The following is a 13,858-nucleotide window of genomic DNA, read 5'->3' on the forward strand; positions in this document are numbered from 1 at the left end:
CATTTACAAGAACTGAAATTATTTTTTGCGTAGTTCAAAAAGGTCTTTTCGTCTGTCCTTCAAGTTTCTAACGCTACCAAATTGGTTGAGTTCTCGAAGCAAATCAATGTCCACATCTGCAATTAAAATCATTTCGGTATTGGTTGTGGCTTCAGCCTTGATTCCGTTTGCAGGAAACGAAAAATCACAAGGTGTAAACACCATGGATTGTGCAAATTGAATATCCATGTTGTGGACCTTAGGTAAATTACCTACACTTCCGGCAATGGCCACATAACATTCATTTTCTATGGCTCTAGCTTGTGCACAGTGGCGAACCCTTGAATAACCATTTTGTGTATCTGTTAAAAAAGGCACAAATAAGATGTCCATACCCTCATCTGCCAAGATCCTGCTTAGTTCCGGAAATTCAGAATCATAACAAATCAAAATACCAATTTTCCCACAATCGGTATCAAAAGCTTTTAGTTGTGTGCCTCCTTGCAGTCCCCAAACCTTAGCCTCATCAGGTGTGACGTGTAATTTTTCATAACGTTCTATGGAACCATCCCTTTTGCATAAGTACCCAGCATTATACAGCAAATCGTCTTTAACCTCTGGCATACTTCCTGTAATGATATTGATGTTATAGGTAATGGCAAACTCTGAAAATTTTTGAACGATGGATTCTGTGTGCTTTGCCAGTTCACGAATGGCTTCAGACTCTGATAAATGATTGTTTTCTGCCATTAAAGGAGCATTAAAAAACTCAGGGAATAAAGCAAAATCTGAACGATATCCAGACACAGCATCAATAAAATATTCAGCTTGCTGCATTAATTCTTCCAAATCTTTGTATAAACGCATTTGCCATTGAATTAAACCTAAGCGAACAATTTTTTTCTTGGTAGCCGCTTTTTTTGAAGGTTTTTCGTAATAAATGTTATCCCATTCCAATAAAACTGCGTATTCTCCAGAAGCATTATCGCCTTCTAGATACCCTTTTAAAATTCGGACAGGATGAAAATCATTGGAAATTTGAAAGTTTAAAACAGGATCGTGAATTTCTTTTCGCCTCACTTTATCTATATATTCTTTAGGACTCATCTCTTTAGAATACTTATGAAAATTTGGAATCCTACCACCAAATGCAATACCTCTTAAATTTAATTTTTCACAAAGCTCTTTTCTGTAATCGTATAGCCTTCTTCCTAAGCGCAAGCCACGAAATTCTGGTTTTATAAAAACATCTATTCCATATAGTGCATCTCCTTTATCGGTATCATGCGTATTAAAGGTGTAATTGCCCGTTATGTCTTCATAGGTGTGTATGTCATCAATACTGTCGTAATCCACTATAATGGAAAGGGCACACCCAGCAATTTGATTATTGATTTTTATAACTACTTGCCCTTCTGGGAATTTGTCTATCAGAGTTTTAATTTGGTGTTCTCTCCAGTATAAGTTTGGCATGGACTTGTAAGCTTCTTGCATGGCTCCTTTCAGTTCTTGATAATCGTCCAAGGTTAAATACTGTAATTCTATGTTTTCTATGTCTTGAGGTTTCATTTTTATAGTTTAATTTTATGTAAATTTAAATGAAAATATAACTGAAAAATTAAAGTCTATCTTATTCATTAATCCTATAAATAGGATATTGCATATATGTTTTTTCAGCATGAATTGATTGTTGATAGAGCCAGTTTAGTTGCATGTACCAATTTGCAGAAAAATCTTTATCATTTTCTTTTTTCTTTTGAAATTCAGTTCTCAATTGATCATTGTTGTCCAGCATAACCTTGGCCGTATCTTCAAAAACATAAGGTGAAAATCCTTCTTTTTGTTGTAAAATGGCATCGAAAAAATTCCAGTTAAAAAAAGAGTCAGGAGCTTGTGGCTCTAAAGTTTCCAGCAAATAGCGTTTAGCAGGTTGGTTGGTAGCAATGTAATAATCTCCTTTTCTAAAAGTGATGTTTTCCACTGAAGCATTTATGGTTGTATTGTAATGAGGGTAATGACCTTCATAAGCGTTTTTTCTGGTTTCAAATCCAGCAATTTTATAGGATGTTACAGTAAGGGTTGTGTCTTTTTCAAAACGTTTCATTTGTACCTGATTCAATTTTAATAATTCAACAACGTCATGCCAGCCTTGAGGCACAAGATAAGCTTTGGGAACTGTAACTTGAATGCTTGGTTTAAAATAATTCTGATATTTGACATCTTTGGTAAATGGCTTGTCTCTATCGTATTTTAAGCGTTGAGATCCTGTAATTTCGCTTGTAATCATTTTCCCTTCAAAGCCTTTAAATTTTAGGGTTGAAATCCTTGTAGTGTCAATTTGCCAATCTAAAGGATACGCAGTTCCTTCTTTAAAATTATAAAAGGAACTTTCTCTCAATAAGGTTATTTTTTCATGGTTTTCTTCAATAATTTCAAGCATGCTAATCATCAATTCATATGTACCTTCTACACGTTGTTTATAAGGTTTTAGCATATGCGTTTCAACCATCATTCCCAGCACGTTCCATAAAGCCGTATAACCTGTAGAATATCTTGGGTAATCCATAAACTGAGAAAAACCTACCTCAGGAACTTGATTGAACACATTGACATAAGGTGTGATGTCCCATTCTTTATCAGCAAGTTTTTTTTCCAATAAAGGCATCATTTCCTGATTTAGGTATTCACCTAAGGTACCACCCAATTTATTGTGCTGCGTGAACAAATGCGTTAAGGTATATTGGTAATCTGCGCCATTGCTAACATGATTGTCTATAAAAACATCGGGTTGTACCAAATGGAATATTTGGGCGAAACTTTTAGCGTTGTCTGTGTCGCATTTTATAAAATCCCGATTCAAATCGTAGTTTCGTGCATTGCCTCTAAAACCATATGCTTTAGGTCCATTTTGGTTGGCTCGTGTTCCAGAATTCCTGTTCAAGCTACCACCAATATTGTAAATGGGAATGGTTACCAAAACCGTATGTTTTGGCATCTTGATGGTTCCCTGCGCCAAATCCCGAAACAGCATCATGGTAGCATCAATACCATCACTTTCACCTGGATGGATGCCATTATTGATGAGTAAAATTCGTTTGCTTTTCTTTATTTCTGAAAAATCGAAGTAGGTATCCGTATTGAATACAACCATATGTAATGGCAAACCTGAATCGGTTAAGCCCATTTCCTGCATGGATATTTCAGGATAAGTAGCACTCAAATTTTTATAAAAACGAATAACCTCTGAATAAGTTCCTGTTTCTTTTCCTTCACTTTTTTCAAAAACCGTTAAAAACTCTTTAGGACTTTGGGATGATAAAAAATTGATAGACAAACAAGTAAATACTAAAACAAGGTTTTTTTTCATATGGAAAGATTTAAAGTATAAAACTAAACAATTTATAATAATATAACCTTGTGTTTAACCATATTAAGTCTATTTTTGCACCTCCAAAAAAAACACTAGAACATGACTGAGTTTATAAGAAAACGAACTGCAAATGCCAAAAACGATATCTTATCTGGATTAACTGTTGCATTGGCCTTGGTTCCAGAGGCAGTAGCCTTTGCCTTCGTTGCTGGAGTAGACCCATTGGTTGGTTTGTATGCTGCTTTTATGATAGGCTTAATTACCTCTATTTTTGGGGGAAGACCAGGAATGATCAGTGGAGCCACGGGAGCTTTGGCAGTTGTTATGGTAAGCCTGGTTGCCGAAGGAAATGCCTTGGGAGCAGAAGGGGAACAGCTGGGACTGTACTATCTGTTTGCAACAGTTGTTTTAATGGGAATCATACAGATGTTGGCAGGTGTATTTAAGCTTGGTAAGTTTGTAAGGCTTATTCCTCATCCAGTGATGATGGGTTTTGTAAACGGTTTGGCAATTGTAATTTTTCTCTCGCAATTGGGCATGTTTATGACCTATGAAGATGGAAAAGAAGTATGGATGCATGGGCCAAAGCTATGGACCATGATAGGACTTGTGGCTTTAACAATGGGAATCATGTTTGGACTACCTAAAGTAACCAAAAAATTACCAGAAGCCTTAATTGCTATTTTGGTGGTTTCTGCCATAGTGATTTTTGGAAATCTGGATGTGGCAACCGTCGGAAGTTTTATTCGTGATGGAGGAGGAGAAGGATTAAAAGGTGGTTTGCCTAGTTTCCAAACTGATATTTTCAATAAAGTGCCTTTTACATGGGAAACCCTTAAGTTTATTGGGCCTTATGCTTTAATTCTTGCTGCCATAGGATTGATAGAATCTTTAATGACATTAAATTTAATTGATGAATTGACCGAAACCAGAGGGAATACCAATAGGGAATGTTTGGCCCAAGGTGGCGCAAACATTGTTACTGGATTGTTTGGTGGTATGGGAGGTTGTGCCATGATTGGGCAATCCATAATCAATATAAAAGGAGGTGGAAGAACCAGACTTTCTGGAATTGTGGCTGCTTTGGCTTTGTTGGGCTTTATTTTATTTGCATCCGGACTTATAGAACAAGTACCCATAGCTGCATTGGTTGGGGTAATGTTTATGGTTGTTATTGGCACCTTCGCTTGGTCTAGTTTTAGGATCATGAACAAGATTCCAAAAACAGATTTGTTTGTACTTATTTTAGTGTCTGGTTTAACAGTGGTGTTCGATTTGGCCATAGCTGTAATTGCAGGTGTTATTGTAAGTGCTTTGGTGTTTTCTTGGGAAAATGCCAAGCGCATTCGTGCCAGAAAACGCTTTAAGGACGATGGAACCAAAGTCTATGAAATTTGGGGGCCTTTGTTCTTTGGCTCCATTAAAGCTTTTAATGATAAGTTTGATGCCAAAAACGATCCAGATAAAGTTGAAATAGATTTTGTGGAATCTCGAGTTAGCGATCATTCTGCATTGGAAGCCATTTTTAATATTGTAGCAAAATATGAAGCCGAAGGAAAAACCATTAAGCTCAAGCATTTAAGTGAGGATTGCAAGGCCTTGATGTATAAAGCTTCACCAAAATTCAGAGAGGTAATTGTAGAAGCCATAGACGACCCAAGATACCATTTGGCAGCAAACCCTGAAGATTTTCCGAAGCCGCTCTCAGATTATAAACTTTAGTTTTCAGCTGTTGGTTTTAATCTTCAGTTGGCAATTTTTCCAAATTTGAACTGAGGTTTTTTTACATTGGTTTGGATTTAAAGCGTGTCTTTGAGACGTTGAATGTCATCTTATTGCTTCACCTTAACGCTGTCTGGCACTAAAACCGTGTAGTCACCTTTATTCCTTATAACATCGCGAACTATGCTGGAGCTGATATAAGATGTTTTTGCTGCTGTAAGCAAGAAAACGGTTTCTATTTTTGAAAGCTTTCTGTTGGTATGTGCAATGGCTTTTTCAAATTCAAAATCGGCTGGATTCCTGAGGCCACGTAGAATGAATTCGGCACCAATTTCCTTACAAAAATCTATGGTCATGCCTTTATAGGTTACCACTTTTACTTTGGGCTCATCTTTAAAAGCTGCTTCTATAAATTGTTTTCGTTCTTCTAAGGTGAACATGTAGTTTTTGTCGGCATTGATGCCTATGGCCACTACAACTTCATCAAACAAATGAACACCTCTGCTAATAATGTCAAAATGGCCTAAGGTTAATGGATCAAAAGATCCAGGAAATAATGCTCGTTTCATAATACTTCTTGCGATTGCAGAAATCTTTTTTAATTAATTCTATGTTCAATAGATTCAAAATTCCACTTTATGATTCAGGAAGGGAATCTCTTTACCAAATATACTATTTATTTACTGAAAACAGCGATGGCCTATTTGTTTCCTATTTAAGGGCTTCTTCAATGGCATTCTCAAACAAATCTGTTAAGCTAATTCCTGCAGCAGCAGCTTGTTGAGGTAAAATACTGGCTTTGGTCAAACCAGGAACTGTGTTTACTTCCAGTAAATGTGGTTCCCCATCTTTAAAAATATATTCGCTTCTGCTAAAACCGGTCATTTTTAAAATATCATAAACCTGCTTGGCTGTTTTGCTTACTTTTTCAGCCATGTCATCACTGATTCTTGCTGGAGTTATTTCTTGCGATTCGCCTAAATACTTGGCTTTATAATCAAAGAAATCGTTGTCGCTTACAATTTCCGTTATAGGCAATACAGTGGTTTCACCTTTGTATTTAATAACGCCAACAGAGACTTCTGTGCCATCTAAAAAAGATTCTATTATAATTTCATCATCTTCTTTAAAAGCCACGTCAATGGCCTGATGCATATCTTCAAGTTTATAAACTTTGGTGATTCCAAAACTGCTTCCTGCCTTATTGGCTTTAACAAAACACGGTAAACCAACTTTTTTAACTATGGCATTGGCATCTATCTCATCGCCTAGATTCACGTAAAAACTTTCGGCTGTTTTTATTCCATAAGGCTTTAATACACTTAAACAGTCCCGTTTGTTGAAAGTAAGTGCAGCTTGATACATGTTGCAACTGGTTTGAGGGATGTTCAATAGCTTGAAGTAGGCTTGCATAAAGCCATCTTCGCCAGGAGATCCATGAATGGCATTAAACACACAATCGAATGTTATTTTTTTTTGGTTAATGGTAATTGAGAAATCGTTTTTGTCTACAGGAAATTCTTGGTCTGCATCATCAACATAAACCCATTTGTCTTCAAAAACATGAATTCTAAAAGCTGCATACTTTTCGTTGTTAAGTGTTTGGTAAACTACGTTTCCACTTTTTAATGAGATTTCATATTCGCTAGAGAAACCTCCCATAATGATGGCAATATTTTTTTTCATATAAACAAGAAACGATGGAAAAAACCGTTAAGCTAAAATATCACATTAAAAGCAAAAGAAAAAACAGTTCTGTTTTTATATCTTTGTTGCACAAATAAATTTAAATGAGCCTCTTAAACTTTCTAAAAAGTAAAACCTTTTTAAAACAACTTATCTTAGCTGTTGTAGCTGTTTTTGTTTTGACTTTTATTATGTTACAATGGTTAAAAGTAACTACCAATCATGGTGAATTTGAGACCGTTCCAGAATTAAAGGGAAAATCCATAGAAGTGGCAGAATTGGAATTGAATGAAAACAACCTGGTTATGGAAATTTTGGATTCTTCCAATTACAACCCAGATTACCCTAAGTTTTCGGTAATAGATCAAGATCCTATTGCTGGCGAAAAAGTAAAAGAGAACAGAAAAATTTATCTAACCCTAAACCCTTCTGGCTACAGAAAAGTATTGGTACCAGACTTAAAGGAACGTACGTTTAGGCAGGCTAAACCTACCTTAGAAGCTTTAGGCTTTGAAATAGGGAAACTTACTTATGTGGATAATATTGCCAAGGATATGGTTTTGGATATGAGCTTTGAAGGTGAAAAAATCAAGCCAGGAGATATGCTTCCAAAAACCTCTAAAATAGACTTGGTCTTAGGTAATGGTACCAGACCAACTTCAGAATAACATGACAGATTTTACACCAGAGCAAGACAGTGATGACGATTTATACGAACATTACACCTTTACTGCAGAAAAAGGACAGCAACCTCTAAGAATAGATAAATATTTAATGAATTTTATTGAAAATGCCACACGTAATAAAATTCAAGCAGCAGCTAAAAATGGAAGCATTTACGTAAATGATGTTCCAGTAAAATCCAATTATAAGGTAAAACCTTTTGATGTAATTCGTGTGCTTTTCGAGCATCCTCCTTACGAGAATTTATTGACTCCTGAGAACATTTCTTTAAACATTGTTTATGAAGATAACGACTTGCTGGTAGTAAACAAAGAAGCAGGCATGGTGGTGCATCCAGGGCATGGCAATTATTCTGGAACTTTAATAAATGCTTTGATTTACCATTTTGATAATCTGCCCAACAATTCCAGTAATCGTCCAGGATTGGTGCACAGAATCGATAAAGATACCAGTGGCCTTTTGGTTATTGCCAAAAACGAAGAGACCATGACACATTTGGCCAAACAGTTTTTTGATAAAACCAGCGAACGGGAATATGTGGCTATTGTTTGGGGAAACATGGAAGAAGATGAAGGCACCATAGAAGGCAATATTGGACGCCACCCAAAAAACAGGTTGCAAAACACGGTATTTTATGGCGACGATGAAGACAAAGGCAAACCAGCAGTCACACATTATAAAGTGTTGGAGCGTTTAGGATATGTAACCTTAGTGTCTTGTAAACTGGAAACTGGGCGTACACACCAAATACGTGTACACATGAAACATCTTGGACATACTTTGTTTAACGATGAACGTTATGGAGGCGAAAAAATATTAAAAGGAACCACCTTTACCAAATACAAGCAGTTTGTTGAAAATTGTTTTAAAGTTTTACCAAGACAAGCACTTCACGCAAAAACCCTAGGTTTTACACATCCTAAAACCGGAAAATTTATGAGGTTTGATTCTGAAATCCCTCAAGATATGCAGCAATGTATCGAAAAATGGAGGCATTATGTGAAGCATCAGGAGATGTAGTAAGTTTTTATATAATTCAACAATAATTAAACATATAAAAAGTTTAAAATTTTTTAGAAAAGTTGGTTATATATATATTGCAATGATTAAACCTACAAGATGATAAAAAACAAATTCTTTTTCTTCGGTATATTAATTTCTTTGATAGCAAATTTCAGTTGTAGTCATGATGATGACTCAGGCGAACAAGTTATTGAACAACCTGTAGATAACTTTTATATTGAAAGTTATCACGGATTTTATGCGCAATATAACGGCTCTTTATCTACATTTTTTAATTATAGTAATATTATTTCTTTCGAGTATGATAATTCTAACAGAATTATAAAAAGGAATGGAGATATGTTTCATTTGAGTCCTAATAGTGGAGGTGGAGGTTATTTACACGATTCACTTTATACAGATTTAGTTTATATTAATAATAAAGTACATCTTGAAAAAAAAGGAACTCCATCTGTAGAGAATTATATTCCAGAAAATGAAACAATTATTGAATTAGACGCTTATAATAGAATGATACGAAAGATGAAATACAATGAGTCTGACTATCCTGGAAGAGACACCACAAACTACACGTATAGCAATGGGAAATTAGTATCATATATTAAAACCTCAAATAGAGTATCAACTATTGGAAATTGGTCTGTTCGTTATTTTGAAGAATCAAATCTGTATTATACCAATGATAATTTAGATAGTATTGTAAGCATTTATTCGAGCAAACAAAGTTCAGTGTCTTATACGATATTTTCAAAGAAAGAAACTCAATATTTCAGTGGTTACGATACTGCTGAAAACCCATTTAGAAAACTTCAAATGTTTGAGGAAACTTTCAATAGGTCTTTATCTAAAAATAATTTTACTGAATATAGAAAAACTTCCAATAGGTACGATTATCCAAATGATAATTATTATGCCACACCAACTTTAGGTCCAACCCAAGAAATTGTTAATCAAACTTGGAATTTAACCTATGATGAAAATGGCGAATGGATTTATGATCTATTTTAATTTCTATATGTAATAAAACCCAAACCATATCATGCTTCACGCTGCTACAAATTTCATGTAAAAGTGATGATGACAGTATTGTCGATGAATGTGAAGGTGTTACTTGTTCACCTGATATTTATATCCCTATCATTTTAATAATTGATGGAAACCAGGATCCAGTTCCTTTAGATTCTTATGAGGTCATTGACATTGCAACAGGAGATGTTCTAACACCGTCAATTCCACCAGCCATATTTGAACAATATCAGCAATCAGGTAAGGATCCATTGAAAATAGGTAATCTAGAATTACACCAAGAAAAAGATCTTTTATTTAAAGGGTTCATTAATGATATGGAAGTTATTAGTAGTAGTTATAAAGTTAGAATGGGTTGTTGTTGTATAGGATTAGTCTCTGGTGATGTAGATTTGGTGCTTGAATAAATTAAGGAAACAACAAAACCATATATTTTTAGCTTCATTATAACATTTTGAATTCGTTATTTTATGGTTTTATCCGTAACTTTGAATAGCAAATTTGAAGACATATGAAGCTTGTATTATCACCAGCAAAATCACTCGATTTTGAATCTAAATTGCCAACTACAAAAACATCTGAAGGACAGTTTCTGTCAGATTCTGAACGCATCAATAAATTACTTAAAAAAAAATCAGCTAAGAGTTTGTCTAAACTCATGAGCATTTCAGACGATTTAGCGCAATTAAATTACCAGCGCAATCAAGAGTGGCAATTACCTTTTACAAAAGACAATGCCAGACCAGCCGTTTATGCTTTTAATGGCGATGTGTACAGAGGCTTGGATGTGTATACTTTAGATACAAAAAACATTGATAAATTACAGGATACCGTAAGGATCCTTTCTGGCTTATACGGCGTTTTAAAACCTTTGGATTTGATACAGCCTTACCGATTGGAAATGGGAACCAAGCTTTCCATTGGAAAAAATAAAAACCTCTATGAATTCTGGAAAAAGAAAGTCACCAAAGCCCTAAATGAGGAATTGGAAGACAACGAACTGTTTCTAAACCTAGCCAGTAACGAATATTTTAAAGCCATTGATTCCAAAACCCTGAAAGTCCCAGTAATAGAAATCGATTTTAAGGAACTTAAAAATGGCGACTATAAAACCATTGGTATTTTTGCAAAATTGGCAAGAGGTTTAATGGCACGTTATATTATAGATACCAATGCCAAAACTTTAGAAGATATTAAAGGTTTTAACCTTGAAAATTACAGATTTCATGAACAACTCTCCAAAGAAAACCGTTTGGTCTTTACAAGATAACAAACGTACCGAAGACCAGCGAAACGCTTTTAAACCTACTGGTAAAAAACCTAAAAACAAAACGTTTCAATATATTTTGGTTGCCCTGTTGGTTTTGTTTGTGTTGAGTTTTTTGTTGCTTCAAATTTACGAAGAAACACTTGAAACCTGTATCACAGACACATTTTGCATCAACTCTAAAGAAAATGTTTTGCTTTATACAGTCTATATTTTCTCCAACATTCTAATAGTTGTTCTGTCCATAGTAGGTGCCTATGCCATTGGCAAGAAACTGGCTACTTATATCAAGGTTTAGGGCTAACCTTCTTATTAACGTTTAACTGATCTTCCAATCGAGGACGTTTTTTTATTCGTGGTCGTCTTACACCAAAAGTGCCTCGATGAATTTTACCTCTCTTGGTTTTTTTGTCTCCTTTTCCCATAATATGTTCTCATCAAAATGAGATTCTTTTTTAATTAAACTTTTTTATTTAATATAACATACAAAAAATAAGCATATAAATCAAGCATTTCATGTTCAAGCATCAGCATCCATACAAACCCTTTATCCCCAAACATGCTACCAAATTAATTGTTGGCACGTTACCACCTCCTAGATTCACCATTGGAGATTTAAAACCAGCAGATGTCGATTTTTGCTACGGAAGCACTGATGGTCAGTTATGGAAAATTTTAGACACCATATTTGAGTTGGGTTTAAAATATGAAAACACCAAAGAAGCCATATACCAACGCAAGCAATTTTTATTGGATAGAGGAATAGGTATTTGCGATATGGTTGAAAGTGCCGAACGCGAAAAAATAGATGCTTCGGATTTAGGCATGCAAAATATTGTGTTAAGGGATTTGGTTGGCTACTTAAAGGAGTTTCCAAATGTGGACACCTTGTTGTTTACAGGTGGAAACAGTAAAAATGGCCCAGAATATTTTTTCAGAAAACATTTAAAGGAATACAATCTGAAATAGGAACTGGTTTCCAATGAAGTCCCTAGAATCCATCAATTTGAGTTATGTCATTCTGAACGCAGTGAAGCATCCATGACAAGTAATTGGAATGATGAGATTCCTCAATCGCAAAGCTCTTTTAAAAATGACAAAAGAATCATTAAAACCGTTTCCTTAACAGCACCTTCGGGAGCAGCCAACAGAGCTGTTGGAAGCATGCCTTTGTACAAACAGCTTAAACAAAAAAACCCAGAGTTCAATACCCTGGATTTTAGAATCATGCAATATCGTGAGTTTTTTTAAGGGGTTTCCATAGCACTTTTTAAGGCTTTTTCTCCACCAACTACAGGTAAACGAAGTGACGTTTTTTCTAAGTCTATAGTCAACTCCGTTCCAGGATTTGGCAATAAGGTATATTGATTGTCACTGGAAAAAATCATTAAAGCAATCTGCTGCCCTTTAGGGATAATTTGATCGTCTGGTTGTAAATCGAATGATATGGTATAAAATTTCCCTGGCACCAAAGGCTCACTTTCGGTAAAAGATTTGTGGTTCTGTGGATCTGCCCAACCTCGAGTAATAATATTATCAGTAATTTTAGCGTTTTTATCCGTATTCCAAGGTAAAGACACCAACCAAACCGATAAGTTGGCTGCAGGTTTGCTACTGGCCAAAGTAATGGTTGCGTTTGCTAAACCAGAAAGGTGCACATCTTTAGAAAGCGTTTGGGTTACGTACAACAAACGATTGTTTGAACTTTCAGCTTGTGCCAAATCGTCTCCCGAAAATTGATAATCGTCCACCAAGGTTTCTTTTCCTTGATTTTTAGGCTTCTCAATGGTTAAGGAGCCTGTTTTTAAGCCTCCATTTTCAAGAAATAAAGTCACTTCCGAAGCATCTGGATTTGGATAGTCCTTATAGGAAGTTGGGCTATCTGGAGCATCATTTTCCCTAACAATCCAAGCCTTGGCATCGTTTTCCACACCATTGTCAATACCGTGTAAATAATGGGTAAACCATCTGTTCATCATGCTGATTGGAGGAGGTCCACCATGACCATTTTGATGATAATATATTTGAGCAGGAATGTCCTGTTTTTTTGCCTGTTCATAAATTCTATAACTGTGTTCTGGCATCACATTCCAATCGTTAAAACCATGAGACATCAATAATGCAGCTTTCATAGGTTCCATATCGTTTAAATAATCTCGTCCGGCCCAGAAATCGTTGTAATCACCCGTTAGTCTGTCCATGCCATTTTTCATTTCGGTATCTCTAATAACGCGATTGCCATAAGCGCGTTTAGATTCATCGCCACTATGGATAAAATCGTAAAGCACGTCGATATCTTCCCCTAAATAACCTCCTGGAGATCTTACCAAACCATTGGATCTATAATAATGATAATAGGATGTATTTGGCGCAATAGGTATAATGGCTTCCAAACCTTCAACTCCAGTGGTTGCAGCAGCTAACGGAATAGTACCATTATAAGATGTACCTGTCATGCCAACTTTTCCAGTAGACCAATAGGCTGTAACCTCTTCGTTACCTTCACGTTCGGTATAACCTTTCGCTTTGCCGGTTAACCATTCTATTACAGCTTTGGGAGCAAGGGATTCGTTGTCGCCACCAACAGTTGGCGAACCATCTGAAAGACCTGTTCCGGGTGACGATGAATGTACCACGATGTAACCTCTTGGTACCCATTTTAAAATATGCGAGTTAGAAATTACAGGTCTTTGTCCCATACGCTTTACCTCAGGATGCACTCGTTCTTTGGCAGCTTCTCCCAATTCGTGCTTTACATCCCAAAATAAACCTTCTTCATTTTGTGCTACACCAGCAAAATAAGGACTTGACACATAAATAACAGGAAGTTTTAAATTTTCTGTATCTGTTTGTGGTGGTCTGGTAACAGATACATGCATTCGGTCCAATTTGCCGTCGCCATCTGTATCGAATTCTGTTTCAACCCATAAATCGTGTCTAATCCAGCTTTCAGGTTTACTGAATGCTGGAACAATTTGAGCTTCACCATTTTCAAAAACCGGAGTCGCTTTTTCTTGTGAAAAAGAAAAAGAGAAGGTTACTAAAAACAGGACATTGAGTGCTAATTTTAATGATGTTTTCATGTTCTAAAAAATGTATTT

The 13,858-nt window shown here is 35.6% G+C and carries 12 protein-coding genes and 1 pseudogene; 7 read left to right on the forward strand and 6 right to left on the reverse strand.

Features of this window, described 5'->3' with window-relative positions; translation table 11 throughout:
* Positions 1 to 18: 18 nt before the first annotated feature.
* Together D778_RS05360 and D778_RS05365 are read right to left on the reverse strand one after the other, a co-directional pair.
* Positions 19 to 1,548, reverse strand: a complete 1,530-nt coding sequence (locus D778_RS05360) for a bifunctional GNAT family N-acetyltransferase/carbon-nitrogen hydrolase family protein (RefSeq protein WP_007648467.1) — start codon at positions 1,546 to 1,548, stop codon at positions 19 to 21.
* Positions 1,549 to 1,609: 61 nt separating this feature from the next.
* Positions 1,610 to 3,346: a M14 family metallopeptidase gene (locus D778_RS05365; protein ID WP_007648470.1), complete on the reverse strand. Its 1,737-nt coding sequence runs from the start codon at positions 3,344 to 3,346 to the stop codon at positions 1,610 to 1,612.
* A gap of 102 nt (positions 3,347 to 3,448) precedes the next feature.
* Between D778_RS05365 and D778_RS05370 the strand changes: the two genes are divergently transcribed.
* Positions 3,449 to 5,071, forward strand: a complete 1,623-nt coding sequence (locus D778_RS05370) for a SulP family inorganic anion transporter (protein ID WP_007648472.1) — start codon at positions 3,449 to 3,451, stop codon at positions 5,069 to 5,071.
* 110 nt (positions 5,072 to 5,181) lie between these two features.
* Here D778_RS05370 and coaD read toward each other — a convergent pair whose 3' ends face one another.
* Together coaD and D778_RS05380 are read right to left on the reverse strand one after the other, a co-directional pair.
* Positions 5,182 to 5,640, reverse strand: a complete 459-nt coding sequence (coaD, locus tag D778_RS05375; RefSeq protein WP_007648474.1) for a pantetheine-phosphate adenylyltransferase — start codon at positions 5,638 to 5,640, stop codon at positions 5,182 to 5,184.
* 142 nt (positions 5,641 to 5,782) lie between these two features.
* Complete coding sequence (locus D778_RS05380) at positions 5,783 to 6,757, reverse strand: D-alanine--D-alanine ligase (RefSeq protein ID WP_007648476.1); 975 nt, start codon at positions 6,755 to 6,757, stop codon at positions 5,783 to 5,785.
* A 104-nt stretch (positions 6,758 to 6,861) separates the two neighbouring features.
* Between D778_RS05380 and D778_RS05385 the strand changes: the two genes are divergently transcribed.
* The 5 genes from D778_RS05385 to D778_RS05405 all read left to right on the forward strand — a co-directional run bounded on the left by D778_RS05385 (position 6,862) and on the right by D778_RS05405 (position 11,055).
* Entirely contained in the window at positions 6,862 to 7,425 is a 564-nt protein-coding gene (locus tag D778_RS05385) for a PASTA domain-containing protein (protein WP_007648478.1), read from the forward strand.
* A gap of 1 nt (position 7,426) precedes the next feature.
* Complete coding sequence (locus D778_RS05390) at positions 7,427 to 8,461, forward strand: RluA family pseudouridine synthase (protein WP_007648480.1); 1,035 nt, start codon at positions 7,427 to 7,429, stop codon at positions 8,459 to 8,461.
* 141 nt (positions 8,462 to 8,602) lie between these two features.
* On the forward strand, positions 8,603 to 9,472 hold the full coding sequence (locus D778_RS05395) for a hypothetical protein (RefSeq protein WP_155949893.1): 870 nt from the start codon (positions 8,603 to 8,605) through the stop codon (positions 9,470 to 9,472).
* Positions 9,473 to 10,001: 529 nt separating this feature from the next.
* Positions 10,002 to 10,760, forward strand: a complete 759-nt coding sequence (gene yaaA, locus D778_RS05400; protein ID WP_007648482.1) for a peroxide stress protein YaaA — start codon at positions 10,002 to 10,004, stop codon at positions 10,758 to 10,760.
* Complete coding sequence (locus tag D778_RS05405) at positions 10,717 to 11,055, forward strand: hypothetical protein (protein ID WP_007648483.1); 339 nt, start codon at positions 10,717 to 10,719, stop codon at positions 11,053 to 11,055. The genes yaaA and D778_RS05405 overlap by 44 nt, the downstream gene beginning before the upstream one ends.
* Here the strand turns inward: D778_RS05405 and D778_RS14290 are convergent.
* Positions 11,045 to 11,182 (reverse strand): 30S ribosomal protein THX, encoded by a 138-nt coding sequence (locus D778_RS14290; RefSeq protein WP_007648484.1) that lies wholly within the window; start codon positions 11,180 to 11,182, stop codon positions 11,045 to 11,047. The two genes, D778_RS05405 and D778_RS14290, sit on opposite strands and share 11 nt — an antisense overlap.
* Positions 11,183 to 11,273: 91 nt before the next feature.
* Here D778_RS14290 and D778_RS05410 point away from each other — a divergent pair.
* Positions 11,274 to 12,008 (forward strand): annotated as a pseudogene (locus tag D778_RS05410) (uracil-DNA glycosylase family protein).
* Here the strand turns inward: D778_RS05410 and D778_RS05415 are convergent.
* A complete protein-coding gene (locus tag D778_RS05415; protein ID WP_007648487.1) occupies positions 12,005 to 13,840 on the reverse strand; it encodes a Xaa-Pro dipeptidyl-peptidase in 1,836 nt (611 codons plus the stop codon). The pseudogene D778_RS05410 and the gene D778_RS05415 overlap by 4 nt on opposite strands.
* Between the last annotated feature and the right edge of the window lie 18 nt (positions 13,841 to 13,858).

It is taken from the genome of Xanthomarina gelatinilytica (genome assembly GCF_000348685.1).
Classification (GTDB): domain Bacteria; phylum Bacteroidota; class Bacteroidia; order Flavobacteriales; family Flavobacteriaceae; genus Xanthomarina; species Xanthomarina gelatinilytica.

Coding starts and splice junctions, on each gene's coding strand:
- D778_RS05360 (WP_007648467.1), bottom strand. CDS start 1,548: ATGAAACCTCAAGACATAGAAAACATAGAATTACAGTATTTAACCTTG.
- D778_RS05365 (WP_007648470.1), bottom strand. CDS start 3,346: ATGAAAAAAAACCTTGTTTTAGTATTTACTTGTTTGTCTATCAATTTT.
- D778_RS05370 (WP_007648472.1), top strand. CDS start 3,449: ATGACTGAGTTTATAAGAAAACGAACTGCAAATGCCAAAAACGATATC.
- coaD (WP_007648474.1), bottom strand. CDS start 5,640: ATGAAACGAGCATTATTTCCTGGATCTTTTGATCCATTAACCTTAGGC.
- D778_RS05380 (WP_007648476.1), bottom strand. CDS start 6,757: ATGAAAAAAAATATTGCCATCATTATGGGAGGTTTCTCTAGCGAATAT.
- D778_RS05385 (WP_007648478.1), top strand. CDS start 6,862: ATGAGCCTCTTAAACTTTCTAAAAAGTAAAACCTTTTTAAAACAACTT.
- D778_RS05390 (WP_007648480.1), top strand. CDS start 7,427: ATGACAGATTTTACACCAGAGCAAGACAGTGATGACGATTTATACGAA.
- yaaA (WP_007648482.1), top strand. CDS start 10,002: ATGAAGCTTGTATTATCACCAGCAAAATCACTCGATTTTGAATCTAAA.
- D778_RS05405 (WP_007648483.1), top strand. CDS start 10,717: ATGAACAACTCTCCAAAGAAAACCGTTTGGTCTTTACAAGATAACAAA.
- D778_RS14290 (WP_007648484.1), bottom strand. CDS start 11,182: ATGGGAAAAGGAGACAAAAAAACCAAGAGAGGTAAAATTCATCGAGGC.
- D778_RS05415 (WP_007648487.1), bottom strand. CDS start 13,840: ATGAAAACATCATTAAAATTAGCACTCAATGTCCTGTTTTTAGTAACC.